Annotated in this window: 23 protein-coding genes; 8 read left to right on the top strand and 15 right to left on the bottom strand. The window is 56.1% G+C overall.

What is annotated here, in order from left to right; all coding sequences use genetic code 11:
* From ABWP27_RS01775 to ABWP27_RS01745, 7 genes are all read right to left on the bottom strand, one after another.
* Positions 1-489 (bottom strand): TlpA disulfide reductase family protein (locus ABWP27_RS01775; RefSeq protein WP_353152799.1); only part of this gene is annotated, 489 nt, incomplete at its 3' end.
* A 103-nt stretch (positions 490-592) separates the two neighbouring features.
* On the bottom strand, positions 593-2,593 hold the full coding sequence (locus tag ABWP27_RS01770) for a M48 family metallopeptidase (RefSeq protein WP_353152797.1): 2,001 nt from the start codon (positions 2,591-2,593) through the stop codon (positions 593-595).
* Positions 2,594-2,651: 58 nt separating this feature from the next.
* Positions 2,652-3,242, bottom strand: coding sequence for a LemA family protein (locus ABWP27_RS01765; protein ID WP_353152795.1), 591 nt, complete (start codon positions 3,240-3,242; stop codon positions 2,652-2,654).
* A 97-nt stretch (positions 3,243-3,339) separates the two neighbouring features.
* On the bottom strand, positions 3,340-3,993 hold the full coding sequence (locus tag ABWP27_RS01760) for a BON domain-containing protein (RefSeq protein ID WP_353152793.1): 654 nt from the start codon (positions 3,991-3,993) through the stop codon (positions 3,340-3,342).
* Positions 3,986-4,582 carry a phosphoheptose isomerase gene (locus ABWP27_RS01755; protein WP_353152791.1) on the bottom strand — a complete coding sequence of 199 codons (597 nt, stop codon included), beginning with the start codon at positions 4,580-4,582 and terminating at the stop codon, positions 3,986-3,988. Before ABWP27_RS01755 ends, ABWP27_RS01760 begins: the two co-directional genes overlap by 8 nt.
* Before the next feature lie 63 nt (positions 4,583-4,645).
* Entirely contained in the window at positions 4,646-5,020 is a 375-nt protein-coding gene (locus ABWP27_RS01750; RefSeq protein WP_353152789.1) for a YraN family protein, read from the bottom strand.
* 7 nt (positions 5,021-5,027) lie between these two features.
* Positions 5,028-6,314, bottom strand: coding sequence for a penicillin-binding protein activator (locus ABWP27_RS01745; protein WP_353152787.1), 1,287 nt, complete (start codon positions 6,312-6,314; stop codon positions 5,028-5,030).
* 54 nt (positions 6,315-6,368) lie between these two features.
* On the opposite strand from ABWP27_RS01745, the gene rsmI reads away from it, so the two are divergent.
* Entirely contained in the window at positions 6,369-7,277 is a 909-nt protein-coding gene (gene rsmI / locus ABWP27_RS01740; protein ID WP_353152801.1) for a 16S rRNA (cytidine(1402)-2'-O)-methyltransferase, read from the top strand.
* On the opposite strand, the gene ABWP27_RS01735 is transcribed toward rsmI, so the two are convergent.
* The 6 genes from ABWP27_RS01735 to ABWP27_RS01710 form a co-directional block, all read right to left on the bottom strand.
* The gene (locus ABWP27_RS01735; RefSeq protein WP_353152785.1) at positions 7,274-8,284 is read right to left on the bottom strand and encodes a septal ring lytic transglycosylase RlpA family protein; all 1,011 of its coding nucleotides are present in this window, start codon (positions 8,282-8,284) and stop codon (positions 7,274-7,276) included. The two genes, rsmI and ABWP27_RS01735, sit on opposite strands and share 4 nt — an antisense overlap.
* A gap of 57 nt (positions 8,285-8,341) precedes the next feature.
* Positions 8,342-9,445 carry a rod shape-determining protein RodA gene (rodA, locus tag ABWP27_RS01730; RefSeq protein WP_353152783.1) on the bottom strand — a complete coding sequence of 368 codons (1,104 nt, stop codon included), beginning with the start codon at positions 9,443-9,445 and terminating at the stop codon, positions 8,342-8,344.
* A 92-nt stretch (positions 9,446-9,537) separates the two neighbouring features.
* Complete coding sequence (gene mrdA / locus ABWP27_RS01725) at positions 9,538-11,445, bottom strand: penicillin-binding protein 2 (RefSeq protein ID WP_353152781.1); 1,908 nt, start codon at positions 11,443-11,445, stop codon at positions 9,538-9,540.
* A gap of 34 nt (positions 11,446-11,479) precedes the next feature.
* Positions 11,480-11,995 (bottom strand): rod shape-determining protein MreD, encoded by a 516-nt coding sequence (mreD, locus tag ABWP27_RS01720; RefSeq protein WP_353152779.1) that lies wholly within the window; start codon positions 11,993-11,995, stop codon positions 11,480-11,482.
* Positions 11,992-12,981 (bottom strand): rod shape-determining protein MreC, encoded by a 990-nt coding sequence (mreC, locus tag ABWP27_RS01715; RefSeq protein WP_353152777.1) that lies wholly within the window; start codon positions 12,979-12,981, stop codon positions 11,992-11,994. The genes mreD and mreC overlap by 4 nt, the downstream gene beginning before the upstream one ends.
* A gap of 151 nt (positions 12,982-13,132) precedes the next feature.
* A complete protein-coding gene (locus ABWP27_RS01710) occupies positions 13,133-14,176 on the bottom strand; it encodes a rod shape-determining protein (RefSeq protein ID WP_353152775.1) in 1,044 nt (347 codons plus the stop codon).
* Positions 14,177-14,464: 288 nt separating this feature from the next.
* Here ABWP27_RS01710 and gatC point away from each other — a divergent pair, with 288 nt between their 5' ends.
* The 4 genes from gatC to ABWP27_RS01690 all read left to right on the top strand — a co-directional run bounded on the left by gatC (position 14,465) and on the right by ABWP27_RS01690 (position 18,493).
* The gene (gene gatC, locus ABWP27_RS01705) at positions 14,465-14,767 is read left to right on the top strand and encodes an Asp-tRNA(Asn)/Glu-tRNA(Gln) amidotransferase subunit GatC (protein WP_353152773.1); all 303 of its coding nucleotides are present in this window, start codon (positions 14,465-14,467) and stop codon (positions 14,765-14,767) included.
* A gap of 74 nt (positions 14,768-14,841) precedes the next feature.
* The gene (gene gatA / locus ABWP27_RS01700; protein WP_353152771.1) at positions 14,842-16,299 is read left to right on the top strand and encodes an Asp-tRNA(Asn)/Glu-tRNA(Gln) amidotransferase subunit GatA; all 1,458 of its coding nucleotides are present in this window, start codon (positions 14,842-14,844) and stop codon (positions 16,297-16,299) included.
* Positions 16,300-16,361: 62 nt separating this feature from the next.
* The gene (gene gatB, locus ABWP27_RS01695; protein ID WP_353152769.1) at positions 16,362-17,822 is read left to right on the top strand and encodes an Asp-tRNA(Asn)/Glu-tRNA(Gln) amidotransferase subunit GatB; all 1,461 of its coding nucleotides are present in this window, start codon (positions 16,362-16,364) and stop codon (positions 17,820-17,822) included.
* 260 nt (positions 17,823-18,082) lie between these two features.
* A complete protein-coding gene (locus ABWP27_RS01690; RefSeq protein WP_353152767.1) occupies positions 18,083-18,493 on the top strand; it encodes a hypothetical protein in 411 nt (136 codons plus the stop codon).
* A gap of 28 nt (positions 18,494-18,521) precedes the next feature.
* Here the strand turns inward: ABWP27_RS01690 and ABWP27_RS01685 are convergent, their stop codons facing one another.
* Positions 18,522-19,139, bottom strand: a complete 618-nt coding sequence (locus tag ABWP27_RS01685) for a DUF4124 domain-containing protein (protein WP_353152765.1) — start codon at positions 19,137-19,139, stop codon at positions 18,522-18,524.
* Between the two features lie 28 nt (positions 19,140-19,167).
* The gene (gene pyrE / locus ABWP27_RS01680; protein ID WP_353152763.1) at positions 19,168-19,833 is read right to left on the bottom strand and encodes an orotate phosphoribosyltransferase; all 666 of its coding nucleotides are present in this window, start codon (positions 19,831-19,833) and stop codon (positions 19,168-19,170) included.
* A gap of 186 nt (positions 19,834-20,019) precedes the next feature.
* Here pyrE and ABWP27_RS01675 point away from each other — a divergent pair, with 186 nt between their 5' ends.
* The 3 genes from ABWP27_RS01675 (at position 20,020) to ABWP27_RS01665 (ending at position 24,267) form a co-directional block, all read left to right on the top strand.
* On the top strand, positions 20,020-20,799 hold the full coding sequence (locus tag ABWP27_RS01675) for an exodeoxyribonuclease III (protein WP_353152761.1): 780 nt from the start codon (positions 20,020-20,022) through the stop codon (positions 20,797-20,799).
* Positions 20,800-20,992: 193 nt separating this feature from the next.
* Positions 20,993-22,957 (top strand): PhoX family protein, encoded by a 1,965-nt coding sequence (locus ABWP27_RS01670; RefSeq protein ID WP_353152759.1) that lies wholly within the window; start codon positions 20,993-20,995, stop codon positions 22,955-22,957.
* A 155-nt stretch (positions 22,958-23,112) separates the two neighbouring features.
* A complete protein-coding gene (locus tag ABWP27_RS01665; RefSeq protein ID WP_353152757.1) occupies positions 23,113-24,267 on the top strand; it encodes an MFS transporter in 1,155 nt (384 codons plus the stop codon).
* Positions 24,268-24,270 lie beyond the last annotated feature (3 nt).

Here is a 24,270-nt window from a genome sequence, read left to right as displayed (position 1 = left end):
GGCGGCGAAATCAGGTTCGCCGACATACTTCTTGATGACGTGGCCATTCTTGTCTACCACCAGCGTGGTCGGCGTCAGCTGGATATTGCCAAACGATTTTGCCAGCTCGCCTTGCGTATCGAGCGCCACGGTAAACGGCAATTTGCGCGTCTCGACAAAATTCAACACGTAATTAGGCGGATCGTAAGCCATCGCCACCGCGATGAACTCCAGCCCTTGCGCATTGTATTTCTTGTAGGTCTCTACCATCTCCGGCATTTCCTTCACGCACGTCGTGCAGGAAGTTGCCCAGAAATTGATCATCACCACTTTGCCGCGCAAATCCTGCGAAGTAATTTTCTTTCCCTGCAGATTGACGAAGGTTACATCCGGAATCGCTTCCTTCTTCGACACGGAAAGATAGCCGACCACAGCCAGTGCCACGATAATGAGCAAGGTCGCTATCTTGAGCCAGCTGCGTTTTTGAGTTGCGGGAACTGATGTTTGCATAATCGACAATCCGGGATGTTGCTTCTGTGTTTTATATCTGTATCGCTACGCCCATTATAGTCAGGTCAGGCTGATCGCGTGGGAAGCGTCTGCGCTGCAGGCATCAAACATCCGGCCAGCCTGAAGCCGTGTATATCTCGGCAACGCGCGGCGGCATCGGCGCATCCAGCGCCGCACACATCGCACGCAACAGATCGGCAGCAAGCAGCGGTATTGCTGCATGCTCATCGGCCATCGTCAGTAGCGCCTTGATCAGAGCCGGCTTGGCAAGCGGTGCCAGCTGATTACTGCGATCAAGCGCGGCTTTAACGATACCGAAATCCAGTGCATCCACCGCCAACAAATCCTGTTCTGACAGCGCCAGTTGCGGACATGCAGTCACCGCGTGCATGAACAGAGTAACTGCCGGCTGATGCGACAATGGTGCCAGCACATGCGCCGTCAGTGAAAACAGCACCGCACATTCACACTGCAATTCCGGCAGCGACAGGAACCTGACCGGCACGGCACGACCGGCATGTCGGGCCAGACGCCGCGTGAGCACGGTTTGCAACACGAACTCATCCAGACTGATGCGCCGGTCGGCTGCGATCAGGCGCGCTACATTCGCCAACAGCGATGCACGCTCGGCAACCGTGAGCTGGCGCAAGGCCGGCATGCCCAGATCCAGCAAAGGCAAACGCGCCTGGCCCGGCAACTGCTCCAGTGCAAGAAGCAGCGCGGTGACTTGCTCTGCCTGCTCCGGAAACTGAGCCTGCAGATGGCTCGACAGCACGGCAGATCTATCGTTTGCTGCGGTAGAGCGCAGCAACAACAAGGCATACACGAGCGCCGTTGCCGCGTGCGGATCGCGCACCGCCTGCTCTATTGCCGGTGCCAACCGGGTTCCTTCCGGCACACCATCTCCATAAGCATACGCTGCCGTTTGCGCAATCGCCGCACTGGCTGCCTGCATGTCCGGTTCGCCGGCAGCAAGACCTGCCGCGACATAAGGAAGATCCGGCAGACGTTCCGGCGTGACAGAAAATCGTGCGTTTTCTTCTGCCTCTTGCGGCACATCCAGCAGCGCGACATCGCGGCCGTAAATACGCCGCAGCCGTTCGCGCAAAGGAGGGTGGGTCGCAAGCCATCCTGTCAACAAACCGGGACGCACCGCATTCAAAAACAAATGCGATAGTTGCTCCGCGTTTGGATGCAGGATGTTCGCATCGGCACCGCCACGACGCGTAAGCCCGCCTATCTTGCGCAAGGCATTGCCCAAGCCATCCGGGTTGCGGGTAAATTGAATCGCACTGGCATCGGCCAGAAATTCACGCTGCCGCGACAGCGCCGATTTGATGATCCGTCCGCAAAAAATCCCGATATAACCAATCACAAACAGTGTGCCGCCAACGACCCACACCGCTATATGCAACGGCGTACCTTTGCCATTACGTTCGCCGGCATCTACTGTCTGCCAGCCGAAACTCATCAAATGCCGGCCGAAGCCGGCAACCATCTGTATCCCGAACAGCACACCGATCAGGCGCACATTCAGGCGCATGTCGCCATTCAGAATGTGACTGAATTCATGGCCGATCACACCTTGCAGTTCATCGCGCGTCAGGCGAGTAAGCGCACCATGCGTTACCGCTACCACTGCTTCGTTCGCGTTATAGCCGGCGGCAAACGCATTGATCGCATTTTCACGCACCAGTACATACACCCTGGGGCAGGCAATGCCGGATGCCAGCGCCATTTCTTCCACCACATTGAGCAAACGGCGTTCACGCGCATCTACCGTCTTCAGTTCCACAACCGTACCGCCCGCCATGCGCGCCACCGCATCGCCGCCGTCGCGCAGGTTGAACAGCTCGATCAGGGTCCCGCCGGCGATCAAACCCAGAGTCACCAAAGTATTGGTGGCGAAAAAACCCTTCGGATAGGAATGCACTCCGCTCAAAGGCTGGCCTTGCACCAGGATGAAGAGCAGGGCCAGCGCGAGATTGACCGCAAGGACGATCGCCAGGACCGCCAGCGCAAACAGGATCACCAGCGTACGGCTCTGGCGTCGCGCGTGATCCTGCTGCTCAAAGAAATTCATGCGTGGGGATGAGGCGAGCATGTGCGTGCTGCACGCATGCACGCCGGAACGTGCGGAATAGTGACTGGCATCGCCGCAATCAGAATGTCACTTTGATGGCTTTGCGCTCTTCCGGTGTTTCCGTTGACTCCAGCAGTTCGGCTGTTTTGAAACCGCAGCTGTTGGCAATCAGCGAACCGGGAAATTGTTCGATTACCGTGTTGTACGACATCACGCTGTCGTTATATCCCTGGCGTGCAAAGGCAATCCGGTTCTCGGTGCTGGTGAGTTCTTCACTCAGCTGCATCATGGTTTGATTGGCTTTCAGATCGGGGTAGGCTTCAGACAGGGCGAAAAATTTTCCCAGCGATGTGCTCAGCACACCATCAGCAGCGACCATTTGCCTGAATGCGACGGCATCAGCCGGATCGCCGGCCGCTTTTTTGTTGGCGTCCACCGCCTGATTACGCGCACCGATTACCGCTTCCAGCGTTTCGCGTTCATGCGCCATATAGGCTTTGGCGGTTTCAACCAGATTCGGTATCAGGTCGTAACGACGTTTGAGTTGCACGTCGATTTGGGAAAACGCATTCTTGAAATAGTTGCGCAAGGCGACGATGCGGTTGTACACACCCACGCCCCAGAACACAAGGATCGCGATGATTGCCAGTAGAACGAGTACTGCTGTCATGGTTTCTCCCAATGAAAAAGCCGCGCGACAAGCTGTCGCGCGGCCAATATATCATTCCAAAACCGCCGCTTGTTCACCGGCAATCATTATTCAAAAACTATTTTGTCTGTACGGTATCCGGTGTTGTACTCAACATACGATATTCCTCGTCAGTGATGTATTCAAACACCTTGACGACCTTGGCGACACCACTGACGCCACGTGCAATTTCGGCTGCCAGATTGCCTTCGTTCTGCGTCACGCGCCCCATCAGGTAAACCACGCCACGTTCGGTGACAACCTTGATTGCATTGGCCGACAGGTTTTTTTCATCGACAAACGACGCCTTCACCTTGCCGGTGATCAGCGTATCGCTGGAACGCGAGGTAAAGCTGGACGCACCGGCGATGGCCAGTTCATTGACCACCGATTGCACACCCTCAATCGCTGCCGCTTCCCGCTCGGCCGCAGCCTTGGCTGCTTCATTCGGTACTTCGCCGGTCAGCAAAATCTTGCGATTGAAACTCGTTACATTGATGTGACCGCTTTCGCCCACCACTTTCGGAATGCGCGTTTCACCCTTGATCATAATTGTCTTGTCTTCGGTCTGCGCTCCGAGCGTACGCCTGTCAGTTGCCGCCAGCGTACCGACTACCGCACCACCGGCCACCATTGCGACACACCCCTGCAAGCTCACTGCAACTGCGCCGCATACCAATGCCAATGCCAACGGACGTTTTGCAAGCCGCATATAGCGATTCAAATCAATCATTTTCATCTCCTCCAAATAATGCGACGTCAATGCCGTCGCACAAACAATGTATCGTTAATAAATGTATTTCCTGTATGCGTGCCGTACGGTCGTGCGGGACGCAGATATGCACATCTGCATCGGTAATCAGTTTGGCCATCGCACCGCCGCCTTTGCCGGTCAGCACCACGACGCGCATGTCGCGTTCCAGTGCAGCTTCAATGGCGGCAATGACATTGGCTGAATTGCCGGATGTCGACAGGGCCAGCAAGACATCGCCGGCCTGTCCGAAAGCCTGTACCTGTTTGCTGAAAATTTCCTGATAGCTGTAATCGTTGCCAATCGCAGTCAGGATGGAGGTGTCGGTAGTCAGCGCCATCACCGGCAGCGGCAGGCGCTCTCTTTCAAAACGTCCAACCAGTTGCGCCGAAAAATGCTGGCAGTCGGCAGCCGAACCGCCATTGCCGCATGCCAGAATCTTGTTCCCGTTAGACAGGGCGCTGAACATTAGTTCCACTGCCTGCTCGATTGGACGTGCCAGCAGCGAGGCGGCCTGGATTTTCAGCTCTGCACTTTCATGGAAGTGGCTGATTATGCGTTGATTGATCATGGTGTCGTGATTATAGAGCAGTCCATCGCGATGAATCGCGCGGAGCGGGGTTCAAAAGAAGATTCAGGATTCGATCGCGTTTTTCAGCCAGCTCATTTCTGTCGCATCGATTGCAATCACGTCGAAGCGGCAGGCTGGCGGCATCTTGTAACGCTGCAAAAAAATATGCGCCGCGACGATCAGGCGTTTTTGTTTGGCAGGCGTGACGCTGGCAGCGGCGCCACCGTGATTTTTGTCGGCACGCTTGCGTACTTCGACGAACACCAGCGCAACGCCATCCTGCATCACCAGATCGATTTCACCGCCCTTGCAGCGAAAATTGCGTTCGATCAGCGTCAGGCCATGTTGCTGCAAATAAGCAAGCGCCTCGTCCTCGCCGATTTGTCCGCTGATCTGCCGAGCAGTGCGGGAACGGCTGAGAAAGGCAGGTACACGCATGAGCGGATCAAGGTGTTTCCAGCGCTTGCACCATGCCGTCACGATAAATCGCCGGTTGCATGACACGTTCAAAATGCGATGCACCCTGACCGAAACGAATGGCCAGCTTGCCTGTCACACCATCCAGATTGAATTCGTTTTTCTTGATCGCGATATTGTGCGCAACCCGATATGCATCGATGCCCAGCGCATACAAACGTTCGATATCGGGGCTGATACGCTGCTCGCTATTCTTTGCCAGATGCGGATAGGCCATCACGGCGGCATGGTCGGTCTGCAACTGCCACGGCATGTCGAGCAGGCGCACGCCCTCCAGATCGCGCAGGGGTTCGCTGTTCGCCCAATCGGCCAGCGCCAGCGGGTTCAATTGCGAAGTACCTATCATGGGGACTTCGCTGCCGATGGCGAGGCGCAGCTGTATGGTCTGCGCAGCATCGAGCGCGACAAAAATCAGCGCCGGCTTTTCCGTCTGTATGCGTTTTTTCAATTGCACCAGCGCAGCGGCATTGATGAAACTGCCTGTCATGCTCAGCTCCATCGCTTCGGGCGTCATGCCGAGATGACTCCATTCGGCCGCAAATGCCTTCACCGCCCGGCGCTGCCACGATGCATTGGTTGAAATCGCGAATGCCTTGCTCTTTGCCTTGCCCTTGCCGGCCCAATTCGCAACCTGGCGCGCTTCATCTTCGATCGACAAACCCATCACCAGCATGTTAGCCGGCACGCGCATTTCCACTTCGTCGGCGGCATTCAACTGGGTCAGGGCAATCGTCGGTTTATTCACGTTGCCGTTTTGTGCAATCGCCGTGGCGCCGCTGCGCGTCAACGGGCCGACGACAATATCGTTGCGCATGCTGGCCTCCAGATAACCGGACAGCACGTCTTGCACAGCATCGCCGGTCTCCACCAGATTGACGACAATATTGGCCGGCTCATACTGATACGCCGCCATGAAACCGGCGCGTACCGCATCCGATACCTGCGCCAGCGATTCGGAACGACGCGGCAGCAGCAGCGCGATGCGCACCGGTGGCGTACGCACTGCCACAACCGGCATTTCGACCGCTTCAACGATGGGACCATCGCTCATGTCGTCGTCCGGATGCGGCAGTGCCAGATCGCTTTGTGCAAGTTGTAACTGGTCGAGCGCCGAGCGCTGGGTCTGAATGCCGAGTAAACTGTTAGCAGCGCTGACAGCACCGCTCACAACAGCAGTTGTATTTGCCTGTACAGGCGCGCACAATCCGCTGATGGCCGCAGCCAGCACAAACATTCTCGCTAAATTTCCCAACATCCGATTCTCCCCATGACTGAACCAACCGACAATATCGCCACCATCTTGCCGCTTATGCAAGACACCTTGCACAAGGTATTACAGGACGATATTGCGCAGCAGACTTATCCTTCGGCGACATTATATGTGGTGGCTACACCGATCGGGAATGCGGGCGATATATCGTTGCGCGCTTTGCACACTTTATCGATAGTCGATGCAATCGCTTGCGAAGATACGAGAAATACCGGCCATCTTTTGACGCGTTACGGCCTGTCGAAAAACCTGATCGCCGCCCATCAGCACAACGAGCGCGAAGTCGCGGAGAAACTGATCAGCCGCCTGCATGCAGGCGAGCGGATTGCGCTGGTATCCGATGCCGGCACACCGGCCGTATCCGACCCCGGCGCGCGCATCGTCGATGCGGTACGCAACGCCGGCTTGCGCGTAGTGCCATTGCCAGGTGCATCGGCGGCAGTCGCAGCACTATCGGCCAGCGGCCTGCTCAACGATCAATTCTATTTCGTCGGTTTTTTGCCAGCCAAGGCAAAGCAGCGCGAGACTTTTCTATTCAGTTTGAAAAGCGTCGCCGCGACGATGGTATTTTATGAAGCACCGCATCGCATCGATGAAACCGTGACAGCGCTGGTCGCAGCGTTCGAGCCGACACGACATATCGTGTTTGCACGCGAATTGACGAAGCTGTTTGAAGAAATCCATCGTTGCACACTGGCCGAAGCCAGCGCCTGGATCAATGCCGATGCACACCGGCAAAAAGGCGAGTTTGTCGTGTTGCTGGAAGGCGCACCCGTCGCCGGCGATCAGGATCAACTGGAAACCGAACGCATCCTGAAAATCCTGCTGCAGGAATGTTCAGTGAAACAGGCTGCGACACTGGCGGCACACATCACCGGCCAGAAGAAAAATGCCTTGTACGATCGTGCCTTGCAGCTAAAGAGTGAAGCGGACAGTACAGAGTCTTAACGCTGCACGATAAACGGCTTGGCGACAGACTCCTGCACCTGTACAGCCGCAGCAGCCGCTTCGTTCCGGCTGGCAAACGGGCCGCTATACAGCCGGTACAAATTATTCGACGGTTCAACCTTCAACTGCGGCAACAGATGGCCCGCATCCTGCGCCAGCCTGGCACGCACCACTTCCGCATTGGCGGCTTGCGAATACGCGCCGAACTGCAGATAAAACCCGCTGGCCGGCACCGCAGAAGTTCTGCCTGCATTCCCTTCCATTGTCACCGCAGCCGGCATGACCGGCGCTGCCAGGGAATTTGTTTCTACCGCCGGCGCGGATACTGCTTCGGTCGCCACTGCAGGTGAAGATGCGCTGCCCTTGTTCGCAAGAATCTGCTCGATATCTGCCGGCAGCAGGCGTTCGACTTCCAGATCGGCACTGCCATGCCCGATGTAACCCAGCTTCAAGGCGGCCGTGTACGACAGATCGATCACGCGACTTGAATGGAAAGGACCGCGATCGTTGACGCGCACGATCACCTGTTTGCCATTGCTCAGATTGGTTACGCGTGCATACGATGGAATCGGCAGCGTCGGATGGGCGGCGGACATTTGATACATATCGTACGGTTCGCCGGACGATGTTTTCTGACCATGGAATTTCTTGCCGTACCAGCTGCCTCGCCCCTTCTGCTTGAAAGGCCGCTCATCGGTCATCGGCACATAGCGCTTGCCGAAGACAACATACGGTTTATTGCCACGCGTCGAATAGGGTTCCACGCGCGGTTCGGCATCCGGCGTATCCAGCAAACCTTCCGGCGTCACATCGCCAGGGCCGTCATCCTTGTAATAGCCGCCGCGCCCCGAACCGGCGGGCGGCAGCACAGGATGCGCGCCGGCCTTCGATTTGCCGGCTGTTTTGCCGGTCGGTGTCGAATCCAGCGGCACGCTGCTGCAGCCAGCCAGCGCCAGCGCGCACAGCAAGGTCAGCAGGCCTGATTTATGAGTAAGATTAAATTGCATTGCTTGCTCCTGATGAAGGTTGCAGCGCCGGGCAAACCGGCGGCAGAAAGGCAGGCATCAGCTTTGCATCAGTTTCCTATGCCGCTGTATGCTCATCAAAATGCCGACGCCGAGGCCAAGCGTGACAAATGCGGTGCCGCCGTAACTGACAAAAGGCAGCGGCACGCCAACCACCGGCAGAATACCACTGACCATCCCCATGTTGACGAATGCATAAGTGAAGAAAATCATCGTGATCGCACCGGCCAGCAAACGGCTGAACAGCGTTGGTGCATTGGCCGCGATAAGCATGCTGCGTCCGATCAGGAACAGATACAGGGTCAACAGGATGCCATTGCCGATCAGGCCGAATTCTTCCGAAAAAACTGCAAAGATGAAATCGGTCGTACGTTCTGGAATGAATTCCAGATGCGCTTGCGTACCATTCAGCCAGCCCTTGCCGGTGATGCCGCCGGAGCCAATAGCGATCGTCGATTGAATGATGTGAAAACCCTTGCCGAGTGGATCGGTAGTAGGATCGATCAGAGTCAGCACGCGGCCCCTTTGATAGTCATGCAGCATCGACCAAACGATAGGCAGACTGGCGAGCCCGGCCAACACAGCGGCGACGATGACTTTCCACGACAGGCCGGCAAAGAAGATCACATACAGTCCAGCTGCCATCACCAGCAGAGAAGTGCCCAGATCCGGTTGCCGCATGATCAAACCTACCGGCACAACCAATAACAGGCCTGCAACCAGAAATTCACGCCAGCGCGTCATGCCTTCGCGCTTCTGGAAAAACCACGCCAGCATCATCGGCATGGCGATCTTCATGATCTCGGACGGCTGAATGATCATGCCGACATTGATCCAGCGTCTTGCACCGTTGCGGATCAAGCCGAACATCGCCACACCGATCAGCAGGCTAATGCCAAGAATATACAGTGGCACCGCAAAGCGCATCAGCGTCTGCGGCGGAATCATCGCCGCAATCCACATCACCAGAAAGGAGATCATGATGTTGCGTATATGGTCTTCCACGCGACCGGGGAAATCGATACCGGCGGAATAAAGCGTCACCGTGCCTAGCGCCAGAATCAGGCAGACGATCAGCATCAACGGACCGTCGAATACCTGAACGTAAGGTTGCAGGATCTGCCATGGCGAACGCTTATTCATCTGCGCTCCCGATGTGCTTGCTGCCTATCCGCAATGCAGCAGATTGCATCAGCAGAAATATGATTGAATGCCGTATCGATGTCGTCATGGATTTAATCTGTGAGTTCATCTGCGGGAATAACTGCCGGCTTGACCGGCGTTTTGGCTTCCGGCCGCTTGCCCAGCAAATAGAAATCCATTGCGACCTTCGCAATCGGTGCAGCAGCAGCTCCGCCGAAACCGCCGTTCTCAACGATGAGCGCGAGCGCTATGCGCGGGTTATCGGCCGGCGCAAATGCCGTGTACAAGGCATGATCGTGATGCCGATCCGAAATTTTGCTCGCATCGTACTTCTCACCTTTTTTGATTGCAATCACTTGCGAGGTGCCTGTCTTGCCGCCAGAAACATATTCTGCCCGGGCAAACACGCGTGCACCGGTACCTTCCTTGTTCACGCCGACCATGGCGTGCTTGATGATGTCGATGTTTTCCTGTTTCAGCGGTATCCGGTAACTCTCTTTCGGTACCGTCAATGTACGCTGGCGCGTCACGCCATTCTCGATTTCTCGTACCAGATGCGGCTTCATCACCACGCCATTATTGGCCAGCGTTGCAGTGGCATGCGCCAGTTGCAAGGGCGTGAACGTGTTGTAGCCCTGGCCAATGCCGATGGAAATCGTTTCGCCTGCATACCATTTCTTTTGCTCCGGTTTTTTGTAGGCCGCGGCCTTCCAGGCAGTAGACGGCAACACCCCGGTGCGTTCAAACCTCAGATCGATGCCGGTCTTTTGGCCAAAGCCGAACGGCTTCATGAAATCGTGAATCGCATCGACGCCAAGATCGTTGGCCAGCATGTAGTAATAGGTATCGCAGGACTGCACGATCGATTTGTACATATCGACCATGCCATGTCCGCCTTCTTTATCGTCGCGGAATTTGTGATTGCCAAACCAGAAGAATCCGGGATCGGCAATCGCATCCGAGGCTTTGCGCTTGCCCAGTTCCAGTGCTGCCAGCGCCATGAAAGGCTTGTAGGTCGAACCCGGCGGATAGGCGCCGGACAGCGGACGATTCAATAGCGGATGGTCGGGCGAATTATTCAGGGCATCCCAGTTTTGCTGATCAATACCTTCGACAAACAGATTCGGATCGAAAGTAGGCATGGAGACATAAGCCAGCACATCGCCGGTCGACGGTTCAATCGCAATCAGCGCACCACGTCTATCGCCGAACGCCTGCTCCACTACTTTCTGCAATTCGATATCGATAGACAGAATCAGATTGTCGCCGGGTGACGCTGCAGTACGCGACAGCGTACGGATCGGACGTCCTCCCGCAGAGACTTCGACTTCTTCATAGCCTGTTCTGCCATGCAATTTGTCTTCGTAGTTTTTCTCCAGCCCTTCCTTGCCGATGTGTTCGGTACCGCGATAGTTGGTCGCGTCGTCACTGTCATCGATTTCCTTCGCCTCGCGCGTATTGATGCGGCCGATATAGCCAATCACATGCGATGCCACCGCGCCGAGCGGATACTGGCGGAACAGGCGTGCCTGAATTTCCACACCGGGAAAGCGATAGCGCTGCGCAGAAAAACGTGCCACTTCCTCATCCGTCAGCCGCACCCGTATCGGCGAACTGGCCAGATTGCGCGATTCTTCCTGCAGCTTTTTGAAGCGTTTGCGATCCCTGGGCTGGATATCGACCAGCGTCGCCAGCTCATCGATCAGCGTTTCAAGATCGCCGTCGATTTTCGATGGCGTGATTTCCAGCGTATAGGCAGAATAATTACGCGCCAGCACCACGCCGTTGCGATCCAGAATCAGGCCGCGATTGGGCACCACCGGGACAATCGAAATCCGGTTGTCCTCTGCCTGCGCAACATAATCGTTATGCTTGTAGACCTGCAGCCAGATGAAACGCGCGAGCAGGCACGCGAACAGAATGAATACGAGCGCACCCGCCACGGACAGGCGCAGGCGGAAAAGCTGTAATTCGCGTTCGGTATTTTTTAATTCAGTCATTCGGCATCAATACCGGCTTGGTCATGGTCGGCAATCAAATCGGTCGCGTATCGTCGCGATTGATCGCCCGACGTTGCGGCGCGAGCAGGATCCAGGTTACGAGCGGCCATAGCAGGGCGGCTATCGCACTCTCGGTGAAATACAGCCAGCCGGGAAATCTGCCGCCCACCATCAGCCGCACGATCAGCCCCACCAGCTGCGCCACCAATAACAGCACGAACACATGCAAGGCCTGCGTCCCAAGCGGAAACCACAACACGCGACGATGAATCATGATGGCGAAGTAGGACAGGAAGGTATAGGCCAGCGCGTTTTCACCCAGTACCGCCGCATCGTGCACATCCATCAGCAAGCCCATGAAAAAGGCGACGCCGATGCCGACCCGGCGCGGTTGATGCATGCTCCAGAACACCAGGATCAGCGCGACAAAATCGGGAATGCCTATCCATTGCCCCCACGGCAGCAGGTTCAGCAGAAAAGCGGCAATCAGGCTGACCGCGATAAACAGCGGGCTGGCCGGCAAAAGAATGTAATGTGGCTGATGATTCATCGCGACGAGGTAGCAGGTTGTGGTGTCGGGGCCGGCGCGGCTTCCACAATGCCCCTGCCGGAAGTGCCGTTGGTCCTGCTGGCGGCATGACGCAGAATACCCGCCGCTTTTGAATTCTTTTCTTTCGCATCATCGACCGGACGCGGGGCCAGTTTGTTTTCCGTCAGCAGAATCAATAACTGTCGATTGCGATCTATCCCGGCGGTTGGTTGACACATGATGCGGGCAAACGAATCGGCTGATTTATTTTCCACCTGCGAGACGGTGGCAACGGCCAGGCCGGGCGGATAAACACCGTCTATGCCGGACGTCACGAGGGTATCGCCTTTTTGAATATCGGCATTGGTCGGCATGAAGCGCAGATCCAGCACATTGGATTGCCCGCGACCATAAGCGACGCTGCGCAAGCCATTGCGTACGACTTGCACCGGTATCGCCTGATTCTTGTCGGTCAGCAAGGTCACTTCAGAAGTGAACGGGAACACGCGCGTCACCTGTCCAACCACGCCGATATGATCAATCACCGGCTGCCCGAGCGCAACGCCATGCTGGAGCCCGCGATCCAGCACGATCTTGCGCGTAAATGCATCGCGCGTATCGTACAAAATCTCACCCAGTACAGACTTCACCGGCAAACGTTCGGCAGTCCCGAGCAAATGACGCAACTGTATGTTTTCGGCCAGCAATTGCTGCCCTTGCTGCAAAGTGCGTGCATTGACGGTTTGCTGCAATTTCAGTTTTTCGTTTTCCGCTTTGATATCGGCAAGAGAACTGAAGTAATCGCCGACGTAATACAAGGCATCGCGCGGCGCCAGCGCCACAACCTGTAGCGGATACAGCGCAGTTGAAATGACCTGGCGTACCATGGCAAGCGAACGCATGTGCGAATCGACGCCCAGCAGAATCAGGGCGATCAAGGCGAAGAACACCATCTTTGCACGTGCCGACGCACCTTGTTTGAAGAGTGGTGGTGGGCTGTATTCCATTTAATACTTGTTGGCGAACCTGCCGAAGATCGTCGCGACAAGACGGGCTGCCGGAACATGAAGTCCGGCAGCTGCAGCTTGTGTTTCGATGTGATGTGCTTTCATGACACTGTTCATGTCAGCCAATAGAGGAGTAGACGGTTGTGATCGATTATTCGTAAGAGAAAATCGAACCCAGTTTATCCATGCGTTCCAGCGCCATGCCCGAACCGCGCACCACGCAAGTCAGCGGGTCTTCCGCGACGATCACCGGCAAGCCGGTTTCTTCCATCAACAGACGATCCAGGTCGCGCAGCAAGGCGCCACCGCCAGTCAGCATCATGCCTTTTTCGGCAATGTCGGCACCCAGTTCCGGCGGCGTCTGTTCCAGCGCGTTTTTCACGGCGGAAACGATGCCGTTCAACGGTTCGGTCAGCGCTTCAAGAATCTCGTTGCTGGAAATCGTGAACGAGCGCGGGATGCCTTCGGACAGATTGCGGCCCTTGACTTCCATCTCGCGCACTTCGGAACCCGGGAAAGCCGAACCGATTTCCTTCTTGATTGCTTCAGCAGTTTGTTCGCCGATCAGCATGCCGTAGTTGCGGCGAATATAGTTGACGATGGCTTCGTCGAAGCGATCGCCGCCGACGCGGATCGAGCCTTTGTAGACCATGCCGCCCAGCGAGATGATGCCGACTTCTGTCGTGCCACCGCCGATATCGACCACCATCGAACCGGTTGCATCCGACACCGGCAAACCGGCGCCGATGGCAGCAGCCATTGGCTCTTCAATCAGATAGACCTGCGCAGCGCCTGCGCCCAGAGCGGATTCGCGAATCGCGCGACGTTCCACCTGGGTCGAGCCACAAGGAACACAGATGATGATGCGAGGGGAAGGTTTGAAGAGTTTGGTGTCGTGCACCATGCGGATGAACTGCTTGAGCATTTGCTCGGTAACGGTGAAGTCGGCAATCACACCATCCTTCATCGGTCGGATCGCCTCGATGTTGCCTGGCACTTTGCCCAGCATCTGCTTGGCTTCCTTGCCGACGGCCATGATGGTTTTCTTGCCGTTCGGGCCGCCTTGCTGGCGGATCGCTACTACCGATGGCTCATCCAGCACGATGCCCAGGCTGCGGACATAAATCAGGGTATTTGCGGTACCCAGATCGATTGCCAGATCATTTGAAAAATAACTGCGTAGAAATCCAAACATGAATTGTTCCAGTGCGCAAAATTGATGCGCTCAATAAAGTAAATTAAGAGAGTAAAGGCGTGAACAACTGATTAAATAATCCAGAATTATTGCCGGCGGCAGCCCAATATCGGCGCCAGCAAGGCAATAACCCGATATTCTACCTTATAATTTACATTAAATTAGTCGTCTAAAACGGCAAAAATGTAAGCGGAATGGTTCATTTTGCCAAGCTTTTGCTGCCACTAGAAGACTTTTGCATCTTTTGATTTCCTTAACACTGAACAGCGGCCCGGCCGCGATCCCACCATGTCTCTAGCACTTTCCGATGTCAAACGTTTAGCCATGCTCGCGCAAATCGACCTGACCGATGCGCAATCCGCACAAACGCTGGATAAATTAAATGGCATCTTTGCACTGGTTGAACAATTGAGCGCCGTCGATACGACAGGCGTCGAACCGTTGAATCATCCTATCGCCGCACTGCTGCCGGATCTGTCGCTGCGTCTGCGTGATGACACCGTGAGCGAGCCGAATCGCCGCGACGATTACCAGCAAGTCGCACCGGCAACGCAGGACGGCTTGTATCTGGTACCCAAAGTCATCGAATAAGTCGCCGCGCGCTTTTTACAGCACCGCGCAATCGGAGTCTCGCCAGGCTCCACAACCGAATACCGATATCGATCATGCATACCAAAACCATCAAAGAATTATCCGCATTGCTGCAGGCAAAAAAAATCTCCGCCACCGAACTGGCGCAGCTCTATCTGAAGCGCATAGGCGCCAGCGACCTGAATGCCTTCCTGCACGTGGATGAAGCCCTGACGCTGCAACAGGCTGCTGCTGCCGACCAACGCATCGCCAGCGGCAATGCCGGCGCATTGACCGGCATCCCGATTGCGCACAAGGATATTTTCGTCACACGCGACTGGCGTTCGACCGCCGGCTCGAAGATGCTGGAAAACTACGTCAGCCCTTTCGACGCCACCGTAGTGGAAAACTTCAATCAGGCCGGCATGGTGACGCTGGGAAAACTGAATTGCGATGAATTCGCGATGGGTTCGTCGAATGAAAATTCCTACTTTGGTGCGGTGAAAAATCCGTGGGACAAGACGGCCATTCCGGGCGGCTCATCCGGCGGCTCTGCAGCTGCGATTGCCGCGCGCCTGACGCCGGCTTCTACTGCAACCGACACCGGCGGCTCGATCCGCCAGCCTGCTGCCTTGTGCGGCGTCACCGGCATCAAGCCGACCTACGGTCGCGTTTCTCGTTTCGGCATGATCGCCTTTGCCTCATCGCTGGATCAGGGTGGCCCGATTGCAAAAACCGCCGAAGATTGCGGCCTCCTGCTCAACGCGATGGTCAGTTTCGATGAGCGAGATTCCACCAGCGTCGAACGCGCCAAGGAAGATTTCACCCGCGACTTGAATGCGCCGCTGCAAGGCTTGAAAATCGGTATCCCGCGCGAGTATTTCGGCGCCGGCCTGTCCGCCGATGTCGAACAGGCGGTACGCGCGGCACTCGGCGAATATGAAAAACTCGGCGCCACGCTGGTCGATATTTCATTGCCGAAAACCGAGCTGTCGATCCCTACCTATTACGTCATCGCACCGGCCGAAGCCTCATCCAATCTGAGCCGTTTCGACGGCGTACGCTACGGCTTCCGCGCCAAGGACTACACGGATTTGTCCGACATGTATTGCAAGACGCGCGCCGAAGGATTCGGCGAAGAAGTCAAACGCCGCATCCTGGTCGGCGCCTATGTGCTGTCGCACGGTTATTACGACGCCTACTATCTGCAGGCGCAAAAAATCCGTCGCCTGATCGCGCAGGATTTCCAGCAAGCGTTCACACAATGCGACGTCATCATGGGACCAGTTGCACCGACGGTCGCGTGGGATCTGGGCGACAAGGCGGACGATCCGGTAGCAAATTATCTGGCCGATATTTTTACGCTGTCGACCAGTCTCGCAGGTTTGCCCGGCATGTCGATTCCTTGCGGTTTCGGCCAGGGCGAAAAAAATGCGAAGCGTCCGGTCGGGCTGCAAATCATCGGCAATTATTTTGCCGAAGCCAAGCTACTGAACGTCGCGCATCAGTATCAGCAAGCGACCGACTGGCATCTGCGTCAACCTGCAGAATAACGATCAGCGCAAAACAAAAATATACGCAGTCAAATACGCCAACAGGCGAGTAAGGAAACATCATGCAGTGGGAAGTCGTAATCGGTCTGGAAACGCATACGCAGTTGACGACCAAGACAAAAATTTTCAGCGGTTCACCAACCCAGTTTGGCGCCGCGCCGAACACGCAGACATCGCCCGTCGATCTGGCCTTGCCGGGCGCCTTGCCGGTGATGAATCGCAGCGCAGTCGAACGCGCAATCCAGTTCGGCCTGGCAATCGGCGCCACGATCGCGCCGTATTCGGTATTTGCCCGCAAAAATTACTTTTATCCCGATCTGCCCAAGGGTTACCAGATCAGCCAGATGGATTTGCCTATCGTGCAGGGCGGCCGCATCTCGTTCGCGATGGAAGTCGACGGAAAAACAGAAATCCGTTCGGTGCAATTGACACGCGCGCATCTGGAAGAAGACGCCGGCAAATCGCTGCATGAGGATTACCACGGCATGACCGGCATCGACCTGAATCGCGCCGGTACACCCTTGCTTGAAATCGTGACAGAACCGGATATGCGCAGCGCCGCCGAAGCAGTGGCCTACGCCAAGGCACTGCACACGCTGGTGACCTGGATCGGCATCTGCGACGGCAACATGCAGGAAGGTTCGTTCCGCTGCGACGCCAACGTATCGGTGCGCCCGGTCGGACAAAAAGAATACGGCACACGCTGCGAAATCAAGAACCTGAATTCGTTCCGCTTCATGGAAGACGCCATCAATTACGAAGTACGCCGCCAGATTGAGTTGATCGAAGACGGCGGCCGCGTTGTACAAGCCACGCGCCTGTACGATCCGGACAAAAAGGAAACGCGCGAAATGCGCAGCAAGGAAAACGCGCACGACTATCGCTACTTCCCCGATCCGGATTTGCCGCCGCTGGTCGTCAGTGCAGAATGGATCGCGCGCGTGCAAGCCGAGATGCCGGAACTGCCGGGCGCCATGCGCGAGCGCTTTACCCAGGAATACGGCTTGTCCGATTACGATGCGACCGTGTTGACGCAGTCGAAGGCCATGGCGAATTATTTCGAACTGATCTGCTCGATCGCCGGCCACGAGCAAGCCAAACCGGCCGCCAACCTGCTGATGGGCGATGTCGCCTCGGCAGTCAATCGCGACGGCATAGAGCTCGACGCCGCGCCGGTATCCGCAGCGCAACTGGCCGTGCTCTTGCACCGCATTGCCGACGGCACGATTTCCAACAAGATCGCCAAGGAAGTATTCAGTGCGATGTGGGAAGCCAAATCGGACAGCCCGACCATCGCCGATGAATTGATCGAATCGAAAGGCTTGAAGCAGATCTCCGATAGTGGGGCGCTAGAGAAGATCGTCGACGACGTGCTGGCCGCCAATGCGAAATCTGTCGAGGAATTCCGTGCCGGCAAGGAGCAAGCCATCAATGCCCTGATGGGGCAGGCGATGAAGGCCAGCAAAGGGAAAGCCAATCCTGCGCAACTTACCGAGTTGTTGAAGAAAAAACTGACGGCTTGATTTGCAAGTCCCGAAAAAAACGCGCTCCTTAAAACGAGCGCGTTTTTTATTACTGGCCGACTGCCAAACATCAATGCCATCCTTTTCCGAATGGCATCTGCTGCAGACAGTCCTTTGCAGAGCGTACCCTCAGCTTGCCGCATGGCATCGTCATCAAATTGCTGCACATGTGCAACATATCTATGCATGCCGATTTTCCTGCAAACTATTCTTGCCGCCGCTTGTCCAACCAGCACTTCCACTTGTCCATGGAGCGCCAAATGAATATGCTGCGCACACCATCAGGTCCCACCGATCCCGACGCTGCCCGCCCTGAAGATTTGGGCTATCCACTCGATATGGTCGCGCATTTATCCGACGATGAAGCGTCCCGCATCCTGCATACGCAACACAGCCAACAGGTGCAGGTATTCATCGATGCTCTGCAAATGAAGCAAGCGGTTTCACATGATGTTGCAGCATCGTTTCTTGAGCTTCTGTTCAAGGACACGATTCCTGCCAGCGCCTCACAGATGGCGGCGCACATGCACAAGAGTCAGTGGGAGCAATATCTGAACACTCCCGAAACCCTGGATGAAATCGCCCGTCGCGCCACTGTTTTTTTTAACAGCGGAGAGGGTGTCGAGCTAGGTAATTTTTACACCAGGATCATTTCACGCACGACCGATTAGATGCGCTGAAATTGATTGCAAGCGAGAATCAGCGCGCTGAAGCGGTTTTTGTTATCTCGCGAAAACGCTGCAAGGTCAGATCGTATTTTGCATGGACTTGCGCCAGCTCGAGCTCGCTTTCTTGCAGTCTCGCCTTGAGATCACGCACACTTTGTTCCGATCGATCGAGTTTGTATTGCAAACCAGCCGCCACCACGCCTTTTTTCTTTTGCGCTTCGACTGCAGCTTGCGCGTCTTTCCAGTCCTTGTCGGCGATCGCCAGGGATTTTTTCTGTTGCGCAATGTGTTCGCTCACGATGCCGCTATCGCGCTTGCGCGCAGCAGCGATATCTTCCTCGCTGCGGTAGCGGGCTGAAAGCGCGCGGTCGGCTTTCTTCTGTTCTTCGGCCGCGGCAAGTTCAGCTTTTTTCCTGTCTTCCTGCGCCTGCTTTTCACGTTTTTGCTCGGCGGTGAGCGGGGCGGCGATGTCTCTTTTTACAACGCCGTTATTGCCGTACTCGCGCACGGCGCGATCGGCGCATTCAGGGATGGGGCGGTCGGAGGTAAGCGTACGGCCAGAGGCATCCTTGCACATGAAAATCTTTGCATGTGCACCCGACGCGATGAATATCGAGAGAAAAAACAGTGTCTTGGCCGCACCTTTCATTTCACTCCCCAGGAATAAAAAACTGTTATCAGGTCACGCCATACCTTTTACGGTAGGCCGATACTGCATCCTTGTACTGCGCCTGTTCGGAATCGCTCCCCGCATTCGACAGGTACTCAAACAAATCCGACAGATTGCCTATCGATACCACCGGCATACCGTAGGTGTTACTCACTTCCTGCACCGCCGAATACGCCGACAATGCATCATCGGCACCCGAACGCTCCATGCGATCCAGCGCAATCAGCACTGCACATGGCGTTGCACCTGCGGCTCGTATCATGTCTACCGATTCGCGCACCGAGGTACCGGCAGAAATCACGTCATCGATGATCACCACGCGTCCCTGCAGCTTGGCGCCCACCATCGTGCCGCCTTCGCCGTGATCCTTGGCTTCCTTGCGGTTGAATGCAAACGGCACATCACGCCCCTTGTTCGCCAGCGCCACCGCCGTCGCCGAAGCGAGCGTGATGCCTTTGTACGCCGGGCCAAACAGCATGTCGAATTCGACTCCCGAATCGATCAGCGTCTGCGCATAAAACTCTGCCAGGCGCGCCAGCGTCCCGCCCTGGTTGAACAAGCCGGCGTTGAAGAAATAAGGCGAGGTGCGACCGGCCTTGGTCACAAATTCGCCGAAACGCAATACGCCGGTATCAACCGAAAACTTGATGAATTCTTGCCGTAAATTGTTCAAAACAACTCCATAACGGGTAAAAGTGACGAAAATTGTCGCTATTTGCGCGACCAAGGCCACATTTTAAATCGTTATCGGATGCACATACCTTTAAATGCAAAGGGCATGCCTGCCAGCAATCAGCCTGCGGAAGACCAAGTGCATCGAATCGGTTATCCTGAGCGCCTTATTTTTTACACGACTGCCATGCTAAAAATTATTTCCGCCAACTTGAATGGCATCCGCTCCGCCGCAAAAAAAGGGTTCTTTCCGTGGATGGCAAAACAGTCACCTGATTTTGTCTGCGTGCAGGAGCTGAAGGCGCAGGCCGCTGACATGACACCGGAATTCCTGACGCCGGAAGGCTACCTCGGCTATTTCCATTACGCCGAGAAAAAAGGCTATTCCGGCGCCGGCGTGTATTGCAAGACCAAACCGGACAATGTGCAGATCGGCTTTGGCTGCAGCGAATTCGATGCCGAAGGCCGCTATGTGCAATGCGATTTCGGCAATCTGAGTGTGATCTCGGTATATTGCCCATCCGGCTCATCGAGCGAAGAACGGCAATTGGCGAAGTTCCGTTTCATGGACGTGTTCCTGCCGCATCTGCTGGAGTTGAAAAACCTCGGGCGCGAATTTGTCATCTGCGGCGACTGGAATATTGCGCACAATGAAATCGACCTGAAAAACTTCAAGGGCAACAAGAAAAATTCCGGCTTCCTGCCGGAAGAACGCGCGTGGCTGACACGCGTATTCGATGAAGTTGCACTGGTCGATGTATACCGCCGGCTGCATCCGGAAACCACCGACGAGTGTTACACATGGTGGAGCAATCGCGGTCAGGCATGGGCGAAGAACGTAGGCTGGCGCATCGACTATCAGGTGGCGACGCCTGCGCTGGCTGCCACTGCGCGCAGCGCTGCCATCTACAAGGATGAGCGCTTCAGCGATCATGCGCCACTGACCATTAGCTACGACTGGAAGTAAGCATCTCATCCCTGCGGACGGGCCTGCTGCCCGGCCGCATATCATTGCCGGTCTTCCTGCAACATCGCTGTTTTTCACGAAGCCGTCACAAAGCATTTTTATAATCGCTCCAACGCGGGGATCGCACGAGATAATTCCATGATTCGGCTTGCGGCCACCGGCGCATCGCAACTTGTCCAACTCTGGAAAACCTATGTCCGATCATTCCCCCCTGTCTCGCCGTGACGTGCTCAAATTTTTCGCCGGCGCGCCTTTACTGCCGCTGGCCGCATCGTCCGCTCTGCTCTCTGCCTGCAGCGTAACGGCAAGGAACGCGCATCCTGCGCAGTACGTATCGACCACCTTCACGCCAATGGCAGCGCCAACACTGGCCGACGCTGCCGCCATGGCGACGACGACTGTCAACGCCATGTTGAATGTGCATTACAGCGATCAATCGACGCAACACTACAAGCTCGCGTATCAGCCTTTTTTCATCACCGGCGAACAGGTGCCGGATGGCAAAGGCGGAACGCTTGTCAGCGGAGGCTATGTCGATATTCATAACCGGCCCATCATCGACCGCTCCATTGCCGGCAAGGAGCGGCAATTCTTTTCCGATGCGCCGGACGGCAGCTCCCTGCTGTCACTGCCGAATCCAGCTGTAGCCGGCATCAAGGGCAAGGCGGTTTTCGCCGTCGTCCAGTTCGAATACCTGACGCGCGATCAACTGGGCGCCGCTACTGAAAAGAACAATGCCTACGGTACGCTGCCATCACCGATTGCCGTTCTTACGCTGGATCAGGATCAGAGTACCGGCAAGCTGGACCTGGTCAAATATCACAATGTCGATACCTCGCATGTGCACGGCTTGTGGATCACCTGCGGCGCCAGCCTGTCGCCATGGAATACGCATCTGTCGAGTGAAGAATACGAACCGGATGCACAGTTCATTGAACACAACGCCCTCTTCAAAAAATTCAGCAAGAATCTGTTTGGCGACGAGAACAAGGCCAATCCGTATCATTACGGCCACCTGCCGGAAATCACGGTCAATCCGGATGGCAGCGGCACCATCAGGAAACACTATTGCATGGGTCGCATCTCGCATGAACTGATACAGGTGATGCCGGACAATCGCACCGTGTTGATGGGTGATGATTACACCAATGGCGGCTTGTTCATGTTCGTCGCAGATCGCGAAAAGGATTTGTCTGCCGGCACACTGTATGTGGCGAAAGTGGGCGCAGGTTTTTCCGTCGACCCCGATGCGGCCGGCGCCAGCCTGAGCTGGATCAGTCTCGGTCATGCGAGCAGTGCAGAAGTCGAGCGCATGGCCGAGACCCTGAAGCCATCCGACATCATGCTCAGCACGAAAGTCGATCCGCTCGACGCAAGCTATACCAAGATATTTGCCGACGGCATCGCCAACTGGATCAAGCTCAAACCCGGCATGGAGAAAGCCGCTGCCTTTCTCGAAACACATCGCTACGCCAACCTGCTTGGCGCCAGCATGGGCTTTACCAAGATGGAAGGCACGACCGTCAACATCAAGGACAAGATCGCGTATTCTGCACTGCAAAATATTCAACACTCGATGGTAAAGAACGATCCTGCATGGCGTGCAGCAGCCGGCATCACCGTCAACAAGGCCATTGTGGCCGGCGGCATATTCGCGCACAAGCTGGGCGGCAATCAGAACGACACGGCAGGAATAACAATTAAAAGTGCATGGGTGCCGGTCAGCACGCGCGCCTTGCTGATCGGTGAAGACATTCCGGCCGATGCATTGGGCAATCTGGCGAATCCGGACAAGATCGCCAATCCCGACAATCTGAAATTCTCGGAAAAAATGCGCACGCTCTTCATCGGTGAAGACAGCAGCATGCACGTCAACAATTTCCTGTGGGCGTACAACGTCGATACGAAAAAACTGTCACGCATCATGGCCATGCCTGCAGGCGCCGAAGCAACCGGCCTGCATGTGGCCGATGACATCAACGGCTGGACTTACATCCTCAGCAACTTTCAGCATGCCGGCGACTGGAGCGCTAAGTTGCATGGCAAGGTAAAAACCACGCTCGATCCCCTGATCAAGGCGAACTATCGCGATCGCTTTGGTGCCGCCGTCGGCTATCTGACTGCAGAACCGGCGCAATTTTCTTTATCAGGAAAATAAGCCGGATCCGCCGCACAAGAATCTGGCGGCAGGGGCCCGAACACTGCCGTCAGAGCTGGCCAAATTGCCCGCCCTGACGGCTGGTTGCGCGCGAAGCGCTTGAACACTCTACAATTCGGCATTGCATCAGTTCGCCGCATCCATCGCCACTTTCCATGTCTACCGACTTTCCCTTGCCCGCAACATCACGCCTCACGCGCTTTCATTCCATCGCCGCACCTTTTCTTTTCATTTTGCTGGGTGTGATCTATGCATCGTGGGCAGCACGCATTCCAGCCATACGCGATGCACTGCAGTTGAGTCCTTCACAACTGGGACTCGTGTTGCTGGGTGGCGGCTTCGGCGCCGTGGCTTCGTTTCCGCTGGCGGCATGGCTGGTAGGGAAGTGCGGCGGACGGCGCGCTGCCTGGTATTCTGGCCTGGCTCTGCTGGCAGTCTTGCCCAGCCTCGCCATCGCACCCAACATGCTGTGCCTGAGCATAGTCGCCATCGCCCTGGGTGCCGCATCCGGCTGCTTTGACGTTGCCATCAATGCAATCGGCGCGGCACATGAAAAAGCGGCCGGCCGCTCAACCATGTCTTTGCTGCATGCATGGTTCAGCCTGGGTGCAGTCAGCGGCGCGCTGTTGGGCAGCGTAATGGCTGGACTGGCAATCACGCCCTTAATGCACTTCAGTGTCGCCTCGATGCTGTTGCTGCCGCCACTCTATATCGCTTATCAGGCATTGCCGCCCGACCGGATTGCACATGCTGAAAGCAAGGCCTTGTTTGCCGTCGCACACGGCCCGCTGGTTGCGCTCGGCATCATCGGTTTTTGCGGCGCCGTCGCCGAAGGTTCGATTGCCGACTGGAGCGGTATCTTCATGAAAGACCGGATGGCTGCGCACGATGGCGTAGTGCCGTTGGCGTATGCGGGTTTTGCCGCCTTGATGCTGTTGGCGCGACTGGTATGCGATCGCCTGAAAGATCGCTTCGGCGCCCGCCGCATCGTTGCCAGCGGCGCCGTGTTTGCCGCCTGCGGCATTTTTATTGCGATTGCGGCGTTCAGCATCCCGCTGACGATTATCGGCTTCGCGCTGGCAGGCGCCGGTTTTGCGGCGGTATTCCCATTTGTATTCAGCGCGGCGGGAAGGCATGGCTCGACTGCGCTGGCAGCAGTCGCCACCTTCAGTTACAGCGGCGGTTTGATCGGGCCGCCGGTCATCGGATTTTTAGCGCAGGGGTGGGGTATGCAAATCGCACTCGGCCTGATAGGCGTGATGGCGCTGGCGATCGCCGTGGCGGCCAGTCGCGCCCGCTGGCTCGAATAAGCA

Origin of the sequence: Herminiimonas fonticola, assembly GCF_040395855.1 — a bacterium.
GTDB lineage: Bacteria > Pseudomonadota > Gammaproteobacteria > Burkholderiales > Burkholderiaceae_D > Oxalicibacterium > Oxalicibacterium fonticola_A.
This window is presented reverse-complemented; position numbering and strand designations above follow the sequence as displayed.